Origin of the sequence: Phyllobacterium sp. SYP-B3895 (genome assembly GCF_009647635.1) — a bacterium.
Lineage (GTDB): Bacteria > Pseudomonadota > Alphaproteobacteria > Rhizobiales > Rhizobiaceae > Phyllobacterium > Phyllobacterium pellucidum.
Map to the genome: position 1 here is coordinate 678,024 of NZ_WJIG01000004.1, position 21,237 is coordinate 699,260.

Consider the following 21,237-nt stretch of genomic DNA (forward strand, 5'->3'; position numbering starts at 1 on the left):
GATGCCTGCTATTCGTCGTCGCATTCCTCACCCTCGTCATCGCAGCAGCCGTCGATCGCCTGTGCATTGCAGCAGGCGTCGTGCGCCTTGTTGCAGCCGCCTTGGCGACAATCGTCACAACACTTGCTGCAACCGCAGTTGTTCGGGATGGTGTAGGCCATCACATCGAGTGTCTTGACCGGCGTCAGCGGATCGTCGCTGGTGATGATGAGCTCGCACGCCCTTGGGCACTTCTCCGTCGCCTTGTACCTGATCAGCACGTTTAAGCACGAACCCGGATGCAGTGTCGCCGGGAACGGGTTGTTGATGAGCTTCCAGTGTCTGCTCTTGCGCTTGAAGCCAACGCCGGTGACGTGAAGGTTGCATTCCCCAATGTTGCAGATGGCGATGGTGCGCTCACCCAGACAGCATTCCTTGACGCCGCCTATGCACGTGGATCCCGTGACGACGAGCCGCCCCGCAGGTGTCTTGCCCGAGACCGAAACCATCTTCGGCCCTGAGGGGTCGTCGCTGTTGACGGTGATAGTGGCCGACTTTGCGCCGAAGCTCGATGGTGCCAGCCGGATCGGCATGGCCACCGCGGTAGCCGGCGCAATCCTGATCGGATAAGTCGCGACACCCGGGACCAGGAACTCGCCCGCGGACGATACAATGGCCGTTACCGTGAGCGTACACGCTCCGCTGTTGATCAAAGTAAGCGGCAGGTCCTTGAAGGCATCGACACATACTTTGCCAAAATTGCCGGTATCGGGGATCACCAAGTCGAGTTCGGGTGCTGGTGCGTTACCCGAGACGACGACCAAATGCACTCCCGCTGGGTCATCGCTGAAGATGCTAAGCGTCGCCGCCTTCGCGCCGAAGCTTGCCGGGCGCAACCGTACCGGCAATGCGATGGAGTCGCCAGCGCCGAGAACCAGCGGGTAGGACAAAACGCTCGGTAGTTCGAATTCGGGTGATGACGACGCGATGCCCGTCACACTCAGCGGACACGTCCCGCTATTGTTCAGGGTCAGGCACTTGTCGACGAAGCTTCGCAGACATGCATTGCCGAAATCGCCGGCGTCGGCGATCGCGGTGCTCAGGCGCGGTTTGCCTGGCACGCCGGTTACCGACAGGTCGACCGCCGGAGCCGTCGGGTCGTTGCTAAGGATGCGGATGGTCGCAGCTTCAGCGACAAGGCCTGTCGGGACATACTTCACGGTGAAGTCGACATGCTCGCCGGCTGCGATGACCAGTGGCGTGCCGGGCGTGGCGAGCACCGAGAAGCCCGTCGACCCCATCAGGCGCTGGACGCTCGTAACGACAAGATCCGACACACCGACGTTAAAAATCTCAAGCGTCAGGAATTGCGGACCCTTGCAGACCGTACCGAACTCGAGGTCGTTCTCCAGGTTGATTGCGATCGACGGACCATTCGGCCTCACGAATGAAAAGACGCCCCGGCCGAAGGTCGCGGCTCGCAACTCGCCCTGGTGATGGACCAGTTCGAACACGGGCGCGCCTGGGAAGTGAATATCGTCGAGCACACTCCAGTTCGCTCCTCCATCGACGGAACGAAGGACCCCGAAATCGGTCCCGGTGTAGAGTGCAGTGGGTGTCTCGGTGCCATCGAGCGCAATGGCGTTGAACGGGAGATCGAGCGGCGGAGAAATATCGGTCCAGGTCGCCGCTGTGAGCGAGGTCCGAAAGACGTGGCCGCCGGGCGTGCCGCTGAACCCGCCGAGCACAGCGTAGATCGTCGCGGGGTCGTTGGGATCGAAGGCAACGCCTCCGACAAATCGACCGGGAAGATTGCGCGTGATGTCGTTGAGGGTGAAACCTCCCGGCACCAGCGCATCGGTGGAAACGAGAACCCGGCCTCCAACGGTGACGACCACATTGTTGCTGTTGGTCGGTGCGACGTCCACCTCGCTGGCGGTTCCGGGAATGGGTGCGGTATTGGGCCAGGTCGCGCCGCCGTCGGTACTTTGCCAGAGATTTTGATTGCTGCTCGCATATACGCAGCCGCTCGTGTTCGGGTCGGTCGCGACGGCGGCGAGAAAGACCCCGACTTCAGCGGGTGGCCATGGCGGCGAGATCCCTGCGTAGGAGTCCCCGTCATCCGTCGATCGAAGGATCGTCGAGTTGCTCCTTCCGTAAACCTGCGTCGCCAGTTGCCCGTCATGCGCGACGTCGAAGCCGTCGCCGCCAGCGCCCATCTTCCAGGTCGGGGCGGCCGCGCCAGCCGTCGTGACGATACCATTGTCCTGAAGAGCGCCGAGTGTCACGCTCGCCGTTGCGTCCGGCTTTACGTCGATATTGTAGAACAGGGTCGCTTGGAAACCGCCTCCGTTGAGCGACGTGAAGTTGACGCCGGCCGTGCACCTGAAGATGCCTCCGTCATTGCCGCAATAAACGACAGATAAGGGCCCTGCCTGCGGCGCGAAACCCCATGCGTGGGTGTCGGCGTGAAGCCCGTTCAAGCCCGCGAAGGTCGAACCTGCGTCGGTGGACCGCGCCTGACCCAGCGTGCCAAGATAGATGGTGTCGCCCGCCCCGTCACCGGGGGAAGCGGGATCGACGGCCATATGACAGGCGTAACCGCGGTAGCTCGTACCGACAGCCGCACCAAGGACCGCCGCCGTCGCGCGTGTTGTCCAGGTGCCGCCCTGGTCCGTGCTCTGAAACAGTCCGATGCAATCCGGGGCGGTAAACGCGACGCCTGTCCCGACCATCGTCGCGTAGAGCACCTGGATGCCCGCGGCGTTCGGCGGCGAAGTCGGCGGTGCCAATGCGACGACGACCTTGCTAAATCCGCTAAATCCGCCGGCGGTGAGGCTGGTGGACACGACCGGGGTGGTGGCGTTGACGATCGTGACCCATGTCTGCCCACCGTTGGTGGACTGCACCACCCCAACGCTGGTGATACCTGCGAACAAGATGCGTCCGGCGGGGGGCGAGGTCGGGTCCAGCACCAACGAGCGTGCGTCTCCGAAAGGGGCTGTCCCCTGGGTCCAGTTGAACCCGCCATCTGTCGAAACGAAGAGGCCGCGATTGGACGCGAGGTATATTATCTGGCTGTTGGCGGGATCGACGATGACGACGTTGATGACCTGATTAAAGAAAATGCTTGCGTTACTTGGAGTGCTTAAAGGGTAGGGGGAGCCGAGGCGGATCCAACTCGCACCACCATCGGTCGACTTGAACAAGCCGGCGGATGGTTGCGTTGCATCGCTCGAGAACTGCGAGCCGTTCCGATTGCTGGTTCCTACATAGAGAATGTCGCTATTGGTCGGGTCAATCGCTATGGCGCCGGGTTCGCCGACGCCGAGCGAGGGTGCCCGGTCGAAGATCGGCGTCCAGGTCGTGCCCCCATCGCGCGTGCGCCAAACTCCGCCCCACGCAGTACCGATGAAAATGATGTCGGGATTGTTCGGGTTGACGGCGATGGCGGTGACCTGCCCATTCGCCAAGATCGCACCCTGGTCGATTGGACTGGGGCCAATGGGTGCCCAGACGGTGCCGTTCAGGCTCATTGTTCGCCCCGATCCCTGTCCCTGTGCTCAGGCTGCGAAGTTTGTTGCTCATCGGTGCCGGAATCGCTGGCGACAGGGTCCATCGGCGACCTCATCAGGGAGCCGGGCAGACGATTCCACTGCGCACGAGCGCGCGCATAGAGTTCCGGCGTTGGAGGCAGACCATCTCGGAACCTTCTGCTCTCGATCTCGAGGTGCTCCTCTGGATCATCGAAAGGTTCGTGCCCATCGCCTTTACCATTGTGGTAATCGGGTCGTGATCGAGGGGGACGATCACGGCGTGCCTTTGCCATTGGAGGTTCCTCTTTTCCTTGAGTAATTCAAGTTACGAGCGATGAAGAACTGGCCTTTGCCGGTAGTATCGCGAAGCAGCTTTCAGGAGCGCCATCGCCCGAGCGCTTTCGCGATCAGCCGGCGACCGAGAATCAACGCAATGACGAGAAGAACTACAGCGATATAGAGCGCCTCGGTCGATCCATCCCCGCCATCGGGAGAGACGCCAAACCAACGTTCAATGAAATCCATTGCACACCTCTACATTGTAGAGTTCGGCTGCACCATTCGATACACAATAAGCCCCCTTTCGGGTTGTAGCAATCTATAGTTCGAAATAGCGTCTTTCCGTGAGCACTCCAGCCACCGAGGACTACCGGTCAGGAAGTATGGGTCAGAAGCCACGCATAGCGATCTAGTCCGTAGCGACGATATAGTTATCCTTGACACGGCCCCTGAGAATTCTGGTCCAGGTGTCGCCGTCGTAACGGTACACCCCACTCCTATCAAGAGGGATCGCATAGACTGTGTCATCAGTGACAGCGAACCAAGGCCGATGAGGACCAATACGCTGCCAGGCGTTCGGCTCGCCAAGATAGAGGTACATGCTGTTCGTGTTGTGGTCTGAATACACCAGTCCAAAGAGCCCATAGGCCATGGTTACTCCGTGGTTGACCAGGGGCTCGCTGATCTTGGTCCAGGATGTTCCAGTGCCATCGTATTGTTCAAGGGCCCAATCGGAGCCTACCCTGTACACCGTGTCTTGGCCAACCACCATGGCTAAGCCTCCAGTGCCGTAGCCGATGTGGTCCCACACGTTCGGCGTACCCGTGTAATGATAAAATTTGGTGTCGGGGCCGAAGCCGCCGCCGCGGTAGCCGACCACGCCCCATTTTCCGGCGAGACAGCCCTGTTCAGCGGGGCCGATTTTACTCCAGAGCGGCGAACCATTGTTCTGATCGTAGCCATCGAATTGATAGACGCCGAGCGGCAGGTCCGGGACATCATCTCTGGGAAATGCAAAAGCTGTCTCGTGTCCGATAGAAGCCATACCGCGAGGGCCGCCCATGTCTTCCCATTCGTTGCCGCCGTTGTAGAAGTGGTAGGTATTTCCGGTGAAGCCTTTCCTGGCTACCAGCCCCCAGTCGCCGCTGATAATCTGGACTGCGGGTTCGACGGCGGAGCCACCGATATGGTGCCAGGAAGTTCCATTGCCGTCATACCGCAAGACCTCGCCACTTTCGGATATTACACAGACTGTGCCACTCATTTTGTTCACCCTCCCACTGTTACAAACGCAAACGATTTGCGCATGCCTGTTCTCATGCAGAATCCGATCAGGAATTGATTTGGGGCCCAAAAAACCCTGAAGAGGCTGCCTCTGGAGCCGCCGACTTGAGTTGTCTGGCCTGCGCCAGCGGCAACCTTGTTAGGGCAAAGATGGGCAAGCCGACGATGCGAGCCAAAGCGCTCATGGGCGAACCTCCTTACTGTCTCCCGCCGTTCACCATGGTTTTGTTTTAGCAGCGACACATCTTGCCCGCGTCAACCGTTCGGTTGATGCGAACGCCTGAGGGATGGAGAAACCCGTAAATCCTTGATCGACAGGGTTATTCATGTCTCTATTCAGCCTTCAATCGGGCGAGGTATGCTGCGGGGCGGCAAGCATCAGGGGCAGCCTGCCAAAGGCTGGGCAACAGCAGAAAGTGGAGCGGGCATTGTGCAAAAGAATTTGACTCGGGTCGGACCCGGCTATCCGCAGGTCGTCGTCCTCTTCGGGGCAACGGGCGATCTCTGCCGGCGCAAGCTTCTTCCGGGCCTGTTCCATCTTGTTAGGGCTGGCTTTATACCCGGGTGCCGCATCGTCGGTGTCTCCCTCGACGAGATCGATGCCGACGGTTTTCGCGCCATCGCACGCGAGTCGCTCAGCACGTTCCTGACCCGCAAATTCACCGAGCCCGAATGGGAAGATTTCTCCGCATCGCTTGACTATGTCCCGCTTTCCGCTGGCGCGGGCTTATTAAAGGAAGCGGTGAACAGGGCCGAGGAGGCGCTTGGGCCGGAAACGCGGCGCGTGCATTATCTCTCCGTGCCGCCGAGGGCGGCGCTTTCGGCCGTGCAACTCCTTGCTGAGGCGAAACTCGTTGAGGGTTGCCGCATCATTATGGAAAAGCCGTTCGGCACGGACCTTGTCAGTGCGATGGAACTGAACAAGAGACTGCACGAGGTTTTCGACGAAAAGCAGATTTTCCGTATCGACCACTTCCTCGGCAAGGAACCGGCGCAGAACATCCTCGCTTTCCGCTTCGCCAACGGACTTTTCGAGCCAATCTGGAACCGCAACTTCATAAACCATGTCCAGATCGACGTTCCGGAGACGCTGGGGCTTTCCACCCGCGCGGCCTTCTACGAGACGACGGGCGCCTATCGCGACATGGTGGTGACCCACCTCTTTCAAATCCTGGCCTTCATGGCGATGGAGCCGCCCACGGCCTTGGAGCCGGCGCCGATCTCGGAAGAAAAGAACAAAGTGTTCCGCTCCATGTTGCCGATCGAGCCACGCGATGTTGTGCGCGGCCAATACATCGGCTACCGCAAGGAGCCGGGAGTTGATCCGGAGAGTGACACCGATACGTTCATCGCCCTCAAATGTGCCATCGACAATTGGCGCTGGGCGGGCGTGCCCTTCTTCCTGCGCACGGGAAAGCGTCTTGCGGAGGGCCAGCGCATCATCTCGATCGCCTTCCGAGAGCCTCCCAAGTCGATGTTTCCGGCCGGCTCGGGTGTTGGGGCGCAAGGACCGGACCACCTTACGTTCGACCTTGCGGATGCCTCAAAGGTCTCGTTGTCCTTCTATGGCAAGCGACCCGGCCCAGGGTTCAGGCTCGACAAGCTGTCGTTGCAGTTCGCAATGAGCGAAACCGGTCTTATCGGCGAAGTGCTCGAGGCCTACGAGCGCCTGATCCTCGACGCCATGCGTGGCGATCACACGCTGTTTACCACCGCCGAGGGTATAGAGCGGCTCTGGGAAATCTCGCAACCGCTCTTGGAAAACCCGCCACCGGTGCGCCTCTATGATCAGGGCGGCTGGGGCCCGAAATCGATCCACCAGCTCATCGCACCCCATGCCTGGCGCCTGCCGTTCGAGCGGGCCTGGCGAGATCCGGCGAAGGAGTAGTCGGCGGACTTGTCAGCCTTGCCAGGCGAATGCATTCCACGACGGCTTTGCGCCCACGGCCGACCTTAAGCGAGTGATGTTGGGACCCGGCAACAAATATAGCACCTAGCCGAACCTGCCGCAGCCATCGCGTAGCGAGGTGAGGCTACAACCCGTCTGCCTGGTGAATCGTGCGCATTGACCGTCGCGCAATTCTGGATCAACTTAAAAGTGCAGAGATACGCAGCGGCCGTGGGCGGAGGCGGCTGTGATGCTCTCCGTCGAACGGACAGGGCCACAATTGCTCTCGCCCTGCAACGGCTGAAAGCCTCGCATATTCAATCCGCGTTGGAACACCGCGTTTCAGACAGCCAACAGGCATAGGCGATCAGCAGTGACAACAGCTGCCGGACCATTGAGGCGTAGCTTATTCAGGAAATACTTTACGACGATTTTTGCTGCAGTTCTGCTGCCGATCATCATCGGCGGAACGATCGAGGCATGGCTTGGATATCGCGACCAGCGCGCCTCCATTGATTCCAGGCTCTTGTCGGAGGCGCGCGCATCGTCGGAACGCATCAGCAGTTTCCTGAACTCAATCATTGACCAGATGGGATGGACCGTCCAGTTGCCTGTCGCCTCTGTGAGCCCTGAGGAACGGCGGTTCGACGCCCTTCGCCTGCTGCGCCAAGCGCCCGCCATCACCGAGTTCGCGCAGGCCGACCGCCAAGGCAAGGAACTCCTGCGCGTCTCCCGCGTCGTGCCGGACATCATGGACAGCGGGCGTGATCTGTCGAACGAAGCCAGCTTTCAGGAATTGATGGAAAACGGGAGCCGGTTTGGGTCGGTCCATTTCTCGCGAGGATCGGAGCCCTATATGGCTATCGCGATTGCGGGCGAGAAGAGTAGCACCGGGGTGGCGATCGCGGAAGTCAACCTGAAGCTGATCTGGAGCGTGATCGCCAACATCAGGGTCGGCCAGAAGGGACACGCCCATGTCCGCGACCGCATAGGGCGGCTGATCGCGCACCCCGAAATTGTCCGGGTGCTTCGTGGCGAGGACCCGGGAGACCTTATGGCAGTTCCCGAACGGCAGGCTGTGGCCGATGATATAACGCAGGTGCCGGTCCGATCGGACCCGGTGATTGTCCGGCGCGGGGATAGCGGGGCGTGGGTGATCGCCGGCAGCGCCATCGTTCCCGGACCAAATTGGACCGTGTATGTCGAGCAACCCCTATCGGAGGCGTTCGCTCCGATCTATGCCGCGTTGTGGCGGACCGGCGTCCTCCTCATCGCAGGTATCGGGGTATCGGCTGCACTCGCTTACGTGCTCGCAGGCAGAATCACCGGTCCCATCCGCTTGCTGGAACAGGGCGCCAGCAAAATCGGTGCGGGACAGTTCGATCATCGCGTTCGCATCGACAGCGGCGATGAACTCGAGGAACTGGCGCAACGATTTAACATAATGGCCGACGAAATCGCGCTTTCGAAAGAGCGTTCGGAGCGCATCGCCCGGCTGAGGCAGTTTCTTGCGCCGCAAGTGGCGGAGCTGATTGAGATCGAGGGCTCCGAGAAACTGCTGGAAAGCAAGCAGGCCGATGTCGTGGTGGTGTTCGGGGACCTGCGCAATTTTACAGCCTTCTCGGCGAAAGCGGAGCCGGGCGAAATCATGGCGGTACTGGAAGAGTTCTTCACCGTGCTCGGTCAGCTGGTGCAGAAGCACGAAGCGACGCAAACCGGCTTTTCTGGTGATGGTTTTATGCTGCTGTTGAATGCCCCCGTGCCGCGTGACGATCCGGTAGGGCGTGCAGCGCGTATGGCGGTGGATATACAGGAGGCGGTTCAGGAACTCGTCTTCCGCTGGACTTCCGTCGGCTATGGTATTGGGTTCGGGATGGGGATGGCAGCGGGTGCCGCGACGGTAGGTCGGATCGGCTATGAGGGGCGGCTCGAATACACGGCTATCGGACCCGTGGTCAATCTGGCGTCGCGCCTTTGCTCCGCGGCGAAAGATGGGCAGATCCTCATCGACGCTGCCACTGCACGGCAGATCGGACCTGCTATTCCACTGGATGACCTTGGAGAGCGCCTGTTGAAAGGGTTCGAAGCAGACACCCGCGTATTCGCCATCAAGATGAAAGAGGGACGGGTGTGCGAATAGATGAGCTTACTCAATCACCTCGTCCGCCATCAGTAAAATGGAGCGCGGCACTTCTATTCCGAGGGCTTTGGCTGTGGAAAGGTTGACCGCAAGTTCAAACACGGTCGGCTGGATGACCGGCAATTCAGAAGCAGCCGCGCCCTTGACCATTCGCGCGGCATAGACGCCCGCCTGACGATAGGCCTCCGAGAAGCTCGAGGCGTAACTGATTAGACCGCCGTCGATCACGTAGTCCTTCTGGTCATAGATGGCGGGGAGCTTGTGCTTGGCCGCTAGTTTGACGATCGTGGCGCGCTGGCTCGTCAGGAAGGGACTGCCGCCGATCACAACCGCGTCGGCTCCTGCTGCGGAAATCCGGTCGAAGGCAGCTTCAAGCTCCTCGACGCCACTGACTTCTGCAACAATCAGCCGCCGTCCAATCGAGGTGATTGCAGACTCGGCCTTGGCGCGATTTGCTTCGAACCCGGGATATTTCGTGTCGATCAGCAAGGCGACATCGACCGCGGCGGGCGCCAGCTCCATCAGGATTTCGGTTCGCTTACCCGCAAGCTCGCCGCCGCCGAAGAACGTGACACCTGTCAAATTGGCGTTCGGCCGGGCCAGATTATCGACGAGGCCCGCCTTGACCGGATCGTCGGCCGACACGAAAACAATGGGGATGTCGGAAGTAGCGGCTCGCGCCGCTTCCACAGCGACGCTGTTGCCCACGATCACGGAGACTTTGGCAGACACCAGTTCCGCTGCGATCTGCGGCAGCAGTTCCGGCTTGTTGTCGGCCCAGCGATATTCGATCACGACGGTCTCGCCCTCAACCAGCCCTTCTTCGGCCACCCCCTTGCGGAAGGCCTCTACAAGGGAAGCGAAGGGTCCGGCAGGCGAACTCCTGAAGAACGCAATCACCGGCAGATTGGCGGCGCGGGCCGGCGGCGCACCGTTGAATGGGAGCACAAGAAGTGCTCCGGCCACCACGCCGACCACCGCCCGACGCCCGATCCCCGCACCCTGTTTCATGGATTTGCCTCCAGACCTGAATGGTGCTGCCTCGTGGCGGGGCATCTCGGCGCCGCTGCGCGCACTTTCGTTAATTTAGACACCCCTCCGAGCTCCTCGCATCCTATCAGCAAGCCGCCGAACGGCAACGGGGGCGGCGGTACCCACAACGGCAATGATTTTCGCTATGCGCCCGCGTATCGGTGTCGCAGCGGTCTCCAAATGGCGAGGTCAATAGGGCCAATACCGGCGGATAGCCTGGAGTTGTCGCGGAGCGATCACACTTGAGGCGTCGCAGTGCAGACCAAGCCGGTCGATAAGCGCGCCACTCCGGCCAATGATTCCGTTCGGTATATGGCCTGTTTGGCATTCTACAGTGAAACTGCGCACGGCTTGCCCACCGATGCCTTCTTGCGGTCGGAATATGCCGGATGGTGCACTGTTCGCCAATGTGCGACATTGAATTTCAATGTGATTGACGATCTCGAAACGGTCGACGAAGACATTCAAACGCGCAACGAAGGTGTTGGCGCCTATACAGTTCACGCGGTTCGAGTGACCACCATTGCCGCCGGTTGCGCCGGGATTGCTGATCGGCATCAGTGTCGCACCGTCTGCCTTAAGCCTTTTGCAGGCCGGTGCAATTGCGTCGAGTGCACTGCCCGTGCTCATATTGAATCCGATCAGGACATGATTTGGGGGACACAAGATCTTGAAGGGGCTACCCCCGGAGCCGCCGACTTGCGTTGTCTGGCTTGCGCCATGGGCAACCGTTGTCAGGGCAAAGAAAATTAAGCCGACGCTGCGAGCCAAAGCGCTCATGGGAACCTCCTTTATGTCTCGGACTGTTCGCTATGATCTTGTTCTAGCAGCTACACATCTTGTCCGCGTCAACCGTTCGGTTGATGCGGGCCAGATCCGTATGATCCGAGGGGATCAGCCGACGAGGGCGTTTGAATAGCCGGCAACCAGTTTCACCAGATCGGACTGCCGGGCGCTGCCAGTCTTGTGGAACAGGCGTTGCAGGTGCGTCTTGACGGTCGCCTCAGAAAGTCCAAGCACCGCTGCCACGTCCGCAACGCCGCCGACCTCGATGATAGCAAAGAGAACCCGCAATTCCGCCGGCGTCAGGCGAAACTCCTGCGCGACCGCCTCTGGCGGCGATGGCAAATCCAGTGCAGCTTTGTGAATGAAGACAGTTGCCACGGCCTCGTAGGAGATACCCGCCCGACGCCGCGCACCGGAGGTCAGGGTTAGCACGTTGGCGACAAACCGCTCACCATTGTGCGCCCGCAGCGGCACTGCGATACCCCTCCGGCCCAACGTCGCATCGCCGCCGTCCGAAGCGTTGAAGCTATCCAGCAACGCCCGGTCAGCCGCCTGGTCGATCGCCCCAAGTCGGCCGTTGCGCGCTCGCACGACACTCGCTTCGGCCACCATGATGTGGCCGCTGACATTGGCGTGAACGACACGGCCGGTGCCGTCGACTAGGAACATCGCGGACGCAAGCGTATCGAGGCTGTCAGCAAGGGCCGCGGCCTCGACCTTCTTGAGATCGATCACTCTTCCGATCAGAAGGGCCCGCCGGACATGCGGGACGATGAGGTTGAACCGTTGGCGCATCCGGTCGTCGACCATACCATCGCTCATGCGGCGGAAAACGGTGAAAAGTGCGCAACCGGTTGGCGTTTTTTCGAGGTTTGTGAACAGACCATCCATGTAGCCCTGGGGCAGCAGGAATTCCTGAAAAAACCGCGTCCGGCAGAACTCGTGGCGTGGGAGGACATCAGGAACCCAATGTGTCTCTTCGACATCGAAAAATATCACGGTTGGAAAGATCGGATTAATCTTAAAGTATTTTTCAGAATAGAGTTGAATATACTGAGGATCTTGATTGGCAGCGAAGTAAAAATCAGGATTTTTGCCAACCGCACTGTGCGAAATAAGATTGGCCGAGCTCCCGCCGATGAACCCGCAGGCGAGATCAAACACTCTTGGCCACAGGTCAGGGTTTAGCGCAGCATCATAAACTTCGCCGACCAGTGTCGAGAACCCCTCAATCTCGGACATGTGAACAATCCGTGTTCCGGCCCCGTATTGATAGACAAATAGCACAAGGTGCACGTGGCCGCATCCCGTTCGTGATTACCCGAGAAAGTTTGTCAAGCCGCGGGCCAGACAGGAAAGTACACCTTGGGCCGGCCAAGGGCCGGGTGGCGCTCAGCCCACAAGTGAAAATTGTTAGTCGTATCGAATGAGATGGGCGGTGCCGAGGGCGGGGCAAGCCACCCTTTACTGACTAACACTGAATTATATGTATAATAAGAGTTATTCAGGAAAGCCCGCACCATGACGATCAAAGTCACCACCGCCGAATTCATCCGCCACTTTGGCCGGTTCCACGATCAGGCGCAAAAAGAGCCAGTCGTCCTGACCAAGCACGGACGCGAAAGCGTCGTTGTCCTCTCTGTTGAGACCTTTGAAAAGTTGATGAAGACCAACGATCCGCGTCGCGTCCACGGCATCGACGAAACGCCGCCCCAACTGCGCACCATGATCCTCGACCGGCTCGACACCCAGCTTGCAAACGATCATGACTGAGCCGCGCTATCACTCCGGCACCATTGTCGAGTATGCCTATCTGTAGCGCTGGCAGGCCGAAAAGGCTGCGAGGATTGCTACGCTATGAGCCAGTCAAATCATTGCATAAGAAAAAAATTGGTATAAGTTCGCTAATAATGGGAAAGATACCGTCAAGCTTTTTTCCTTTTATGAAAGAATTATATTGAGAGAACACCTTGACCATACGGATCGCAAACTCGTGCAATTGCTGTCGCAAGATGCGCAGGTCGGCGTGAATCGTCTTGCCGAGGGCATGGCGATCTCAGTGCCAACCGTGCGCTCGCGCCTTCGCAACCTTCTGGGCCAAAACCTTATCAAAATTGTTGGACTGCTGAATCTGTCTGAGCGACCCGAATTAATTTCTGCGATCGTCGGTATCAATGCCAAAGGACATGGCCGTGCACGCGAGATTGCGCTTCGTATTGCAGAGCTCCCGTTCGTCAACTCAGCATGCGTTGTAACCGGCCGTTTCGACATAATCGTTGATGTTGTCGTGGCTGGGGATGTCGCTGACCTCTATCGCGTCACGAGTGAACTGATCCCGGGAGTCGGCGAACCGGGCGAGATCACGCGTACAGAAACATTCGTTGTCATGGCAGCCTGTAACAAATGGGTCAGTCTGCCCAAGGGGTGTTGGTCAAGTGGTCCCGAAGTGCCTGTGCGCGCAGTGGCGACTTGATCGCTTTCATTTATTTCAAAGGAGGTACCTCGAGGAGCGAAGTCTTGGCGAAGGAAATCCGAACACTTAGACGCGGAAGCTAAGTCTGCGACGTTTCTGGGAGACTGCGGACGTCGGAAGCAAGTGCCCAATAGGGCGGAAACATTTAACAATCAAAGGGAGGAATATTAATGAAGATCGCCAAACTATTTGTCGCAGGCCTGGCACTGCTGACCACTGCAAGCCTCGCGAACGCCGGATCTCTCGACGACATAACCAAGCGCGGAGAACTCCGGGTCGCAGTTCAGACCCAGGGCCCTCCTTTTTCCATGGTCGACCAAGCGGGGAAACGCACGGGCAGCTCTGTCGAGCTTGCCGAAATGATGGCGAAGGAAATGGGGGTAAAAATCACGTTCCAAGATTATGATTGGGACGGTCTGATCCCAGCGTTGCTTTCCGGCAAGGCCGATCTGCTTGTTGCAGACATGACCCCTACACTGGCGCGGGCGATGAAGGTGGCCTTCACCAAGCCTTTCATGTACACGGGAAGCGCTGTCTTTGCCAAAACTGACAGCAAGTTCGGCACCATGGATGCATGTAAAGCCAAGGGCACGAAAATCGCCGTGCTTCTCGGAGCGACCGGCGAAAAAGTGGCAAAGGAGACTTTCCCTGATGCCGAAATCAAGAGTTATAAAGGTGGTGGCCCGCTCCTGCTCGATGCTGTCGTTAATGGCCAGGCCGATTGCGGCGTAAACGATGTCTCGGCTGTAAAGGGTCAACAGGCCGCCTATCCGGCGGGAAGCATAACCATCATGCCGGAAGTCCTGTCGAAAGAGCCGCTGGCTTTCGCCACACGCTATGACGAGCAGGACCTTCTCGTTTGGATGAATCTCTTCCTCGACCAGGTAGCACTCGATGGCCGTCTGCAGAAGAACCTGGATTACTGGGTAAATTCGGAAGATTGGAAGAAAGACCATCAATAGCAGGTCGCGGACGGCGTTGCGTGGAGCGGGTTCGCCTCACGCGCGCCGTCTGGCCGCTTTTTAGCGCCTGTCCCGCCGCCTGAGGAATCTTCCCGGCATGCTAGAAAACTTCAGCTTCCGCACCATCGTCGAATATCTGCCCCTGTTCGGGCAGGGATTTGCTGCAACGCTGTGGCTGTCGATCGTTTCGTTCGGCGGCGCCCTCGCTATTGGCATCATCCTTTGTGCGATGAACTTGCAGCGTTCGCAGCTTTTGCAACTTCCGGCAAAAATCTATATCGACGCGATCCGTGCGACCCCACTGCTGGCACAGCTTTATTTTCTTTATTTCGGCCTGCCACGGCTTGGTTTCGTGTTGCCGGAGCTTTTCGTCGGCATTCTCGCATTGGCTTTAAACAGCGGTGCCTACATTGCCGAGATCATCCGCGCCGGCATCCTGTCGATTTCGCGTGGACAGGTGGAGGCAGGCATTGCGTCCGGGATGACCTATTCCCAGCGCATGCGCTTGGTGATCCTGCCACAGGCCATCCGGGTAACCATTCCGCCGCTGCTCGGACAAGCCATCGTTTTAGTGAAAGACTCGGCGTTGCTGTCCTTGATTTCTGTAGCCGAACTGACGAGGGCAGGCCAGTTGCTGGCGTCCGACAGGTTCATGCCCGCAGAAGGCTTCATCACGACAGCTGCGTGCTATCTCATCCTTTATTACGGATTGAAGTCAGTGGCAGCATTCTCGGCGCGCTGGCTAGGCGCGCGCCCGGCCGGGAGTCGCATATGATCTGGTTCCAGCTCCAGAGCCTGATGGGCAGCTATCCCTTGGCGTTGCGGGGGCTCGGCATGACGATTGCCCTTTCTGGAATAAGTCTGCTGCTCGGTACCATCCTTGGCTTTGCGCTCGGTGTCCTGCGCACGAGCGGCAGCCGCTTGTTGGATTCTGCGATCGGATTGTGGGTCGACCTGATCCGGGGAACCCCATTCCTCGTGCAAATCTTCCTGATCTTTTTCATCCTGCCGGAACTTGGTGTTGAGCTCGATGCCTTCACTGCCGGCATTATGGCCCTGACTAACCTCGCGGCTTGCTTCATTTGCGAGATCGTTGCCGCAGGTATCCGTTCGGTGCCAACCGGACAAGTTGAGGCTGCGCTCGCGTCGGGCCTGTCGCAGTGGCAGCGGATGCGTCAGGTAGTCCTGCCGCAAGCGATGCGTGTTTCCCTACCGCCGCTTGTTGGCCAATATGTGCTTCTCATCAAGGATTCGTCTGTTGTTTCCGCTATCGGCCTGACGGACCTTACCCGGGTCGGCTGGCTTGTGGTTCAACGGGTACCCAATGGATTGCTCGTGTTCGCAATTGTCGGCATCGGTTATTTTGTCGTGTGCTATCCGCTCATCGTGCTCGCCCGCCGTCTGGAGAGACGCATGGGCGCCGCCCATGGCGAGGTACAATTGTGACGTGTCCTATCAACGAAAGCAGCAAGTTATGATCGAGTTTCACGGCGTGAACAAATGGTTCGGCGCGCTTCATGTTCTCAAGAATATCACGCTTAGTGTTGAGCAGCGCGAAGTCGTGGTCGTGTGCGGCCCAAGCGGTTCAGGCAAGAGCACGCTCATCCGCTGCATTAATGGACTCGAGACGATCAAGGACGGCGACCTTATCGTCGATGGACAGCGTATCGGCGACCGCGCCACCAACATGATCGAACTGCGTACCGAAATTGGCTTCGTTTTCCAGGCTTTCAATCTTTATCCACATAAGACGGCGCTCGAAAACGTAACGCTCGCTCCGATCCATGTGCGAAAAATCGCTCGCGGTGAGGCCGAGGCTTCGGGCCGCGAGATGCTGGCGAAAGTCGGGCTCGGCGATAAGTTTAACGCCTATCCGTCCGAGCTTTCCGGCGGCCAGCAGCAACGTGTCGCTATCGCGCGCTGCCTTTGTATGCGCCCAAAAATCATGCTCTTCGATGAGCCTACATCGGCTCTCGATCCAGAGATGATCAGTGAGGTACTGGACGTGATGGTGGGTGTCGCCGAAGAGGGCATGACGATGATGGTGGTGACCCATGAGATGGGTTTTGCCCGTAAAGTTGCGCATCGGGTCGTATTCATGGATGAGGGCGCTATCATAGAAACCGGTACACCGGAGGAGTTTTTCTCAGATCCAAAGACGGATCGAAGTCGCACCTTCCTGAGTAAGATTCTACGTCACTGATTGTCGACCCCTCTAACAGGGAGACTCAAAGCCGTGTGTTACTTTGTGACCTGGAAGCCAGAGCAATGAGTTATATCGATACTTTCTACCGGCGAACGATCGATGACAACTACACCTATCCGGCATTGTCTGGCGTCGCGGAATGCGAGACCTGCGTTATCGGAGCCGGCCTCGCCGGTGTAACGACGGCTTTGCAGTTGCTGAAGGCCGGGCAGACAGTGGTTCTGCTAGAAGCCGAACGCATCGGCTGGGGTGCTTCAGGACGCAATGGCGGTTTTGTAAGTCCGGGTTATGCCAATGGCGGCGATGCGATCGAGCGTGCCGTGGGCCCTGACCACGCCCGCAAACTCCACGCCCTGTCTATCGAAGGCATGAAGTTCGTGCGCGATATAATTGATGAACTTGAGATCGCCAGCGCAGCCCCCACGCACGGAATAATGAGAGTGGTGCGCTATGAAAACAGCAAATCTCTTCTCGCGCATGCCGGCTATCTCCAGCGCGAATTTGATTATTCAGTCAAGTATATGAATCGGGACCAGGTACAGGAGGTGCTTCACTCGAAACGCTATTTCCAAGCACTGCGTGATCCACACGCGTTTCACATGCATCCGCTGAATTACCTTCGTTCTTTGGCGCGCGAAATCCAGCGGCTTGGCGGAAGAATATTTGAAGGCAGCCCGGCCTTATCCTGCGATTTAAGTCGATCCGAGAAGATCGTGCGGACAAATCGAGGCGAGGTAAGAACGCGACGTGTCATCGTCGCAAGCGGAGGGTACACAACAGGATTGTTCCCGAAAATAAAACGCAGCTTTCTGCCTATTGCCACCTATGTCATGCTGACCGAAGAAGCTCCAGACCTCATCCGCCAGGCTGTCGCCACGACCGACGCAATTGGCGACAATCGGCGAGCCGGCGATTACTACCGCATCGTCGATGGCGGCAAGCGTCTGCTCTGGGGCGGGCGCATCACAACTAGAGCCGCGTCGCCTCGAGCGCTCGCCCTTGAACTACGACGGGAAATGGTCAGCACTTACCCACAGCTTGCTGATTTGAAGATTGAGACTTCCTGGTCTGGGCTAATGTCATATGCGCGACACTTCATGCCCCAAATCGGCCAATTATACCCGGACGTGTGGTTCTGCACGGCATTTGGAGGTCATGGACTGAACACCACCGCGATTGCCGGCAAAGTTGTCGCTGAGGCCATTCTGGGCCAGTCGGATCGCTATCAGTTGTTTAAACCGTTCGGCCTCGTGTGGGCCGGAGGCCTGGGCGGCTTGTCCGCAGCACAAATTACCTACTGGAAACTCCAAGCACAGGATTGGTGGCGGGAGCGATCGTCAGCATGACCCCCCTGTGCTCAGCGCGCCACCTTGTACGGTTATGACACTTCACGAGGACGTTGAACGCCATTCTCGCATTGGTCAGAACCTTGCATGGAAATCGCTGAGTTCGCGCCGCCCTCATCGGTAAACTGCAGCTTCCGGGCCATCTTCTTTTGCACGCGCGCCAGCATGTTGCGCACGATGATGTCGCCGACCTGTTCGAGCTTGACGAAGGCGCCGAAAAGTTCGCGCGCCCGGCCCACCTCATAATCCGAAAGTTGCCGCGGCTAGGTAGAGCTTGATGGCGGCGTGCTCGCGGTCGACCTTGTCCGAGCGCCGAGAGTTCATCGACGCGCGCCTGGTCGGCCGTAGATTATGCGCGCCCGGAGGACCTCGTCATAGTTAAGCGGAGAAAAGCGCGCCCTGCTGGGGCGCGCTTCTTTATGAAGTTAGGCTGCGACGGCAAACTCGTTGAGCCTGCCTTCCGCAAGTGCCGACAGCGCTTCATCCGTAGCCTCTTCTTCCTCAAGTGTCGCTTCGAGCAGTGCTTGAACATCCGTCATGTCAAGTTGCTCCGCCCACTTTGCCAGAGTGCCATAGCGGGCGATTTCGTAGTGTTCTACCGCCTGGGCTGCAGAAGCGAGACCAGCATCAAGCGCGGGCTCGCCTTCAAACTCGTTCATGATCTCCTCGCCCTCAGCCAGGATACCCTCGATCGCGTCACACTTCTTGCCGGTCGGTTCTTCTCCGATAATTTCGAACACTTGCTCAAGTCGATCGATTTGGCCCTGTGTCTCGGCGTGATGTTTTTCAAATGCGGCTTTCAGATCCTCGGAGTTAGCGGCCTCTGCCATTTTGGGCAAAGCCTTTAGGATTTGATTTTCGGCGTAATAGATGTCCTTGAGAGTCTCGTGAAACAGAATTTCGAGTGTCTTAGCCATAGTGATGTCCTTCCTGCAAATCCGCGGCGGGGGTGCAGCGGTTATTGATCAAAGGGCGCCGAGAGACGTTTGTTCCAACTAGCAGTCGAACAATATCTGACACGCAGGCGATGGTGGCTCTCGTCGCGAACCAACTGCTCAGGGTGGTTACCCTCAAATGTTAAAGAGGCTCTGTCCGGAACAAAAAGGTGGGCTTGCTGTTCGAGCTTCATAGCTTCACCCCATTTTCCGGGAGATTTATCGATGCAAGAGAACCCAACAGACCAGTACGATTCCGCTCACTCTGAAGAACGACCGAGCATCCCACTGACCGGCGTCGTCGAAAACGAGACAAGCTTCGAAGACCTCAAACGCAAGGCTGCAGATGACCTTGGTACGGTCAAAGACAAGGCCAAGGAACATATTCAGGGTGTCGCCGAAAAGGCCGAACAAGTGGCGGCCGATCACAAAAACGTCGCTGCCCGCTATGCAGCTTCTCTTGGTGCTGCCCTGCAGAAAGTGGGGGCAGAAATGCAAAATGCGGATGACACTGAAATTGCAAAGTATGCCGAAGACTTGGGCACTTCCATCCAGTCTTTTGCCAGGGACGTCGAAGATAAAAAGCTGAGAGACGTTGCCGCGATGGCTGAGGACTTTGGCCGCCGGCAACCCCTTGCTTTCCTCGGGGCTGCCGCGCTTGCAGGCCTCGTGGCCAGTCGGTTTTTGACGGCATCCGCCCCCAAGGGAGCTCGTGAAACGGGCGGTTCCAACAAGTCCGGTCAGGAGAAAGCTGATGTCTGAAGTTAATCAAAACAGACCGTTGCCGGAGTTAATCGGCGGACTTTTGACCGATGTTTCAGGGCTGGTGCGCAAAGAAATTACTCTTGCCAAGGCCGAAGCGTCGGAGAGCGTTTCGCGAGCGCTCGGCGGCATCGAAGCCCTGGCCATCGGCTTGGTGCTGGCAATCGGAGCCATGGGAGTGCTGCTCGGTGCCGTTGTTGCCGGGTTAACCACCGTCTTGGTTGCGCAGGGTTATAGCCAACCCGGATCAAATGCGGCTGCGGCCCTTATCGTCGGCATTCTCGTAGCGATTGCAGCTTGGGCGACCATCTCAAAAGGCGTCTCCGCACTAAAAGCAAACAACTGGAAACTCGAGCGCACCGCAGCATCAATCAGCCGCGACGCTGATGTGATTAAGGAGAAGACATCATGACTTTGGATTTAAACGCACAGACTGCAGCCGAGATACAACGGGACATTGATCAGGACCGAAAGCGTATCGAAGGGCGCATCGATGCTATTCAAGACCGGATGTCTCCCGGCCAATTGATCGACGAGGTCATGGGGTACTTCAAAAACAGTGGTGGCGGCGACTACGTAGCCAACCTTGGCACTGCCATGAAAACGAATCCGATACCCGTGGCGATGATGGGCGTTAGTTTAGCCTGGCTTATGGCTGGGGCTGGTAGTAGCGCGCCGACGAAGAGAGAATTTCGAGAGGACGCGCAGCCGTATCCGCTTGCGACCATCACCGGTGACATCTGGCAAGTTGAGGGGACGGAAGAGGATGAAGGAGCGCAATATTCGCACTTTGTCGATGATGCGGGCCAGCGGTTCAAGGCATTGAAGGACGCCGCAGGAAAACGTGCCGGCGATTTCGTCGACGAGACCGGCAAAACCTACCGTGGCTTCGCGGACTCTGCCGGCGGCCGCATTTCCGCCATCAAGGATCAGACCGGGGCCTTGTGGGACAGCGCCGCAGACTGGCTTTCGGACACATGGGATCAGGTAAGCGATACAGCGGCCGGAATATCTGGCAAGACGAGCGAACATGCGCGAACGCTGGGAGAGAAAACCCAGGCGGCAGGTGCTTCGGTGCGCAATCAGACCAGTGTTCTTAACGAAACGATCGTTTCCCATTTCCGGGACCAACCGCTCGTCGGAGGTGCGCTTGCCTTTGCAGTAGGCGCAGCTATCGGCGCGGCACTCCCCCATACGGAGGTGGAGGACAAAGTAGTCGGCGATGCTGCCGAGCGCGTCAAGGAAAGCGTTTCGGAAAAGGCAGACGAGTTATTGGATAAAGGTAAGGAAGTAGCAACGGACGCCTATGACCAAGCGATCGGAGTGGCCGACGCGGTCTACGACGTCGCGTCGGAACGGTTGAAGAGTGATGAAGATTAAGCTCCGGTGCGCGAGCGTCGGATTTACTAACAATGATCCTTCTCGAGGGAAGTTATGGAGTATCCGGAGGGTTATAAAACCTCCGGATATTTATTTATGTGTTCCTTCGAAACATCCTGGCAACCGCAATCAAAATACACGCGCCGATGAAGCCAGCGACCAAGTATCCCAACCAACCGCCCAGCACCACCCCAAACACCGAAAGGATTGCGTTGGCGATTACGGCCCCGACAATGCCGAGGACAACGT

21 protein-coding genes and 1 pseudogene are annotated in these 21,237 nt (G+C 58.2%); 13 read left to right on the plus strand and 9 right to left on the minus strand.

Annotated features, from left to right (window positions below):
• Window positions 1-8: 8 nt before the first annotated feature.
• The 3 genes from GF108_RS20870 to GF108_RS20880 all read right to left on the minus strand — a co-directional run bounded on the left by GF108_RS20870 (window position 9) and on the right by GF108_RS20880 (window position 5,058).
• Entirely contained in the window at window positions 9-3,515 is a 3,507-nt protein-coding gene (locus tag GF108_RS20870) for a choice-of-anchor D domain-containing protein (protein ID WP_153670231.1), read from the minus strand.
• A 375-nt stretch (window positions 3,516-3,890) separates the two neighbouring features.
• Window positions 3,891-4,040, minus strand: coding sequence for a hypothetical protein (locus tag GF108_RS20875; RefSeq protein WP_153670232.1), 150 nt, complete (start codon window positions 4,038-4,040; stop codon window positions 3,891-3,893).
• Window positions 4,041-4,203: 163 nt separating this feature from the next.
• A complete protein-coding gene (locus GF108_RS20880) occupies window positions 4,204-5,058 on the minus strand; it encodes a hypothetical protein (RefSeq protein WP_153670233.1) in 855 nt (284 codons plus the stop codon).
• A gap of 447 nt (window positions 5,059-5,505) precedes the next feature.
• Between GF108_RS20880 and zwf the strand changes: the two genes are divergently transcribed.
• On the plus strand, window positions 5,506-6,966 hold the full coding sequence (zwf, locus tag GF108_RS20885) for a glucose-6-phosphate dehydrogenase (RefSeq protein WP_370462262.1): 1,461 nt from the start codon (window positions 5,506-5,508) through the stop codon (window positions 6,964-6,966).
• Window positions 6,967-7,339: 373 nt separating this feature from the next.
• Window positions 7,340-9,106 (plus strand): adenylate/guanylate cyclase domain-containing protein, encoded by a 1,767-nt coding sequence (locus GF108_RS20890; protein WP_370462247.1) that lies wholly within the window; start codon window positions 7,340-7,342, stop codon window positions 9,104-9,106.
• Window positions 9,107-9,112: 6 nt separating this feature from the next.
• Here GF108_RS20890 and GF108_RS20895 read toward each other — a convergent pair whose 3' ends face one another.
• The 3 genes from GF108_RS20895 to GF108_RS22225 all read right to left on the minus strand — a co-directional run bounded on the left by GF108_RS20895 (window position 9,113) and on the right by GF108_RS22225 (window position 11,719).
• A complete protein-coding gene (locus GF108_RS20895; protein WP_172982691.1) occupies window positions 9,113-10,117 on the minus strand; it encodes an ABC transporter substrate-binding protein in 1,005 nt (334 codons plus the stop codon).
• Window positions 10,118-10,327: 210 nt separating this feature from the next.
• Complete coding sequence (locus GF108_RS22220; protein WP_172982692.1) at window positions 10,328-10,909, minus strand: hypothetical protein; 582 nt, start codon at window positions 10,907-10,909, stop codon at window positions 10,328-10,330.
• Window positions 10,910-11,032: 123 nt separating this feature from the next.
• On the minus strand, window positions 11,033-11,719 hold the full coding sequence (locus GF108_RS22225) for a LuxR C-terminal-related transcriptional regulator (protein ID WP_172982693.1): 687 nt from the start codon (window positions 11,717-11,719) through the stop codon (window positions 11,033-11,035).
• Between GF108_RS22225 and GF108_RS22230 the strand changes: the two genes are divergently transcribed.
• The 8 genes from GF108_RS22230 (at window position 11,687) to GF108_RS20940 (ending at window position 17,911) form a co-directional block, all read left to right on the plus strand.
• Window positions 11,687-12,112, plus strand: a complete 426-nt coding sequence (locus GF108_RS22230; protein WP_172982694.1) for a hypothetical protein — start codon at window positions 11,687-11,689, stop codon at window positions 12,110-12,112. The two genes, GF108_RS22225 and GF108_RS22230, sit on opposite strands and share 33 nt — an antisense overlap.
• 333 nt (window positions 12,113-12,445) lie before the next feature.
• Complete coding sequence (locus tag GF108_RS20910; protein ID WP_153670237.1) at window positions 12,446-12,697, plus strand: type II toxin-antitoxin system prevent-host-death family antitoxin; 252 nt, start codon at window positions 12,446-12,448, stop codon at window positions 12,695-12,697.
• A gap of 184 nt (window positions 12,698-12,881) precedes the next feature.
• The gene (locus tag GF108_RS20915) at window positions 12,882-13,397 is read left to right on the plus strand and encodes an Lrp/AsnC family transcriptional regulator (protein ID WP_091944618.1); all 516 of its coding nucleotides are present in this window, start codon (window positions 12,882-12,884) and stop codon (window positions 13,395-13,397) included.
• Between the two features lie 170 nt (window positions 13,398-13,567).
• Window positions 13,568-14,359 carry an ABC transporter substrate-binding protein gene (locus GF108_RS20920; RefSeq protein WP_153670238.1) on the plus strand — a complete coding sequence of 264 codons (792 nt, stop codon included), beginning with the start codon at window positions 13,568-13,570 and terminating at the stop codon, window positions 14,357-14,359.
• A gap of 97 nt (window positions 14,360-14,456) precedes the next feature.
• Complete coding sequence (locus tag GF108_RS20925; protein WP_153670239.1) at window positions 14,457-15,134, plus strand: amino acid ABC transporter permease; 678 nt, start codon at window positions 14,457-14,459, stop codon at window positions 15,132-15,134.
• Window positions 15,131-15,805, plus strand: a complete 675-nt coding sequence (locus GF108_RS20930) for an amino acid ABC transporter permease (protein ID WP_153670240.1) — start codon at window positions 15,131-15,133, stop codon at window positions 15,803-15,805. The genes GF108_RS20925 and GF108_RS20930 overlap by 4 nt, the downstream gene beginning before the upstream one ends.
• 28 nt (window positions 15,806-15,833) lie before the next feature.
• A complete protein-coding gene (locus tag GF108_RS20935) occupies window positions 15,834-16,562 on the plus strand; it encodes an amino acid ABC transporter ATP-binding protein (RefSeq protein ID WP_153670241.1) in 729 nt (242 codons plus the stop codon).
• A 65-nt stretch (window positions 16,563-16,627) separates the two neighbouring features.
• Window positions 16,628-17,911, plus strand: a complete 1,284-nt coding sequence (locus GF108_RS20940; protein WP_153670242.1) for an FAD-binding oxidoreductase — start codon at window positions 16,628-16,630, stop codon at window positions 17,909-17,911.
• A gap of 25 nt (window positions 17,912-17,936) precedes the next feature.
• Here GF108_RS20940 and GF108_RS20945 read toward each other — a convergent pair.
• Together GF108_RS20945 and GF108_RS20950 are read right to left on the minus strand one after the other, a co-directional pair.
• A pseudogene (locus GF108_RS20945) lies at window positions 17,937-18,251 on the minus strand (Na/Pi cotransporter family protein); the annotation flags it as partial.
• Window positions 18,252-18,336: 85 nt separating this feature from the next.
• On the minus strand, window positions 18,337-18,828 hold the full coding sequence (locus GF108_RS20950; protein ID WP_153670243.1) for a ferritin-like domain-containing protein: 492 nt from the start codon (window positions 18,826-18,828) through the stop codon (window positions 18,337-18,339).
• Window positions 18,829-19,071: 243 nt separating this feature from the next.
• Here GF108_RS20950 and GF108_RS20955 point away from each other — a divergent pair, with 243 nt between their 5' ends.
• The 3 genes from GF108_RS20955 to GF108_RS20965 are packed head-to-tail and all read left to right on the plus strand — an operon-like array spanning window position 19,072 to window position 20,988.
• Window positions 19,072-19,608 carry a nutrient deprivation-induced protein gene (locus GF108_RS20955; protein ID WP_153670244.1) on the plus strand — a complete coding sequence of 179 codons (537 nt, stop codon included), beginning with the start codon at window positions 19,072-19,074 and terminating at the stop codon, window positions 19,606-19,608.
• Window positions 19,601-20,020 (plus strand): phage holin family protein, encoded by a 420-nt coding sequence (locus tag GF108_RS20960; RefSeq protein WP_153670245.1) that lies wholly within the window; start codon window positions 19,601-19,603, stop codon window positions 20,018-20,020. The genes GF108_RS20955 and GF108_RS20960 overlap by 8 nt, the downstream gene beginning before the upstream one ends.
• Window positions 20,017-20,988, plus strand: coding sequence for a DUF3618 domain-containing protein (locus GF108_RS20965; RefSeq protein WP_153670246.1), 972 nt, complete (start codon window positions 20,017-20,019; stop codon window positions 20,986-20,988). The genes GF108_RS20960 and GF108_RS20965 overlap by 4 nt, the downstream gene beginning before the upstream one ends.
• A 94-nt stretch (window positions 20,989-21,082) precedes the next feature.
• Here the strand turns inward: GF108_RS20965 and GF108_RS20970 are convergent.
• Window positions 21,083-21,237: GlsB/YeaQ/YmgE family stress response membrane protein (locus GF108_RS20970; protein ID WP_153670314.1), on the minus strand; the 155-nt coding region annotated here is incomplete at its 5' end.

Bases quoted from the DNA above. Each gene is read 5' to 3' on its own strand.
- GF108_RS20870 (WP_153670231.1), bottom strand. From the start codon at position 3,515: ATGAGCCTGAACGGCACCGTCTGGGCACCCATTGGCCCCAGTCCAATC.
- GF108_RS20875 (WP_153670232.1), bottom strand. From the start codon at position 4,040: ATGGATTTCATTGAACGTTGGTTTGGCGTCTCTCCCGATGGCGGGGAT.
- GF108_RS20880 (WP_153670233.1), bottom strand. From the start codon at position 5,058: ATGAGTGGCACAGTCTGTGTAATATCCGAAAGTGGCGAGGTCTTGCGG.
- GF108_RS20895 (WP_172982691.1), bottom strand. From the start codon at position 10,117: ATGAAACAGGGTGCGGGGATCGGGCGTCGGGCGGTGGTCGGCGTGGTG.
- GF108_RS22230 (WP_172982694.1), top strand. From the start codon at position 11,687: ATGCGGGACGATGAGGTTGAACCGTTGGCGCATCCGGTCGTCGACCAT.
- GF108_RS22225 (WP_172982693.1), bottom strand. From the start codon at position 11,719: ATGCGCCAACGGTTCAACCTCATCGTCCCGCATGTCCGGCGGGCCCTT.
- GF108_RS20910 (WP_153670237.1), top strand. From the start codon at position 12,446: ATGACGATCAAAGTCACCACCGCCGAATTCATCCGCCACTTTGGCCGG.
- GF108_RS20920 (WP_153670238.1), top strand. From the start codon at position 13,568: ATGAAGATCGCCAAACTATTTGTCGCAGGCCTGGCACTGCTGACCACT.
- GF108_RS20925 (WP_153670239.1), top strand. From the start codon at position 14,457: ATGCTAGAAAACTTCAGCTTCCGCACCATCGTCGAATATCTGCCCCTG.
- GF108_RS20930 (WP_153670240.1), top strand. From the start codon at position 15,131: ATGATCTGGTTCCAGCTCCAGAGCCTGATGGGCAGCTATCCCTTGGCG.
- GF108_RS20935 (WP_153670241.1), top strand. From the start codon at position 15,834: ATGATCGAGTTTCACGGCGTGAACAAATGGTTCGGCGCGCTTCATGTT.
- GF108_RS20940 (WP_153670242.1), top strand. From the start codon at position 16,628: ATGAGTTATATCGATACTTTCTACCGGCGAACGATCGATGACAACTAC.
- GF108_RS20950 (WP_153670243.1), bottom strand. From the start codon at position 18,828: ATGGCTAAGACACTCGAAATTCTGTTTCACGAGACTCTCAAGGACATC.
- GF108_RS20955 (WP_153670244.1), top strand. From the start codon at position 19,072: ATGCAAGAGAACCCAACAGACCAGTACGATTCCGCTCACTCTGAAGAA.
- GF108_RS20960 (WP_153670245.1), top strand. From the start codon at position 19,601: ATGTCTGAAGTTAATCAAAACAGACCGTTGCCGGAGTTAATCGGCGGA.
- GF108_RS20965 (WP_153670246.1), top strand. From the start codon at position 20,017: ATGACTTTGGATTTAAACGCACAGACTGCAGCCGAGATACAACGGGAC.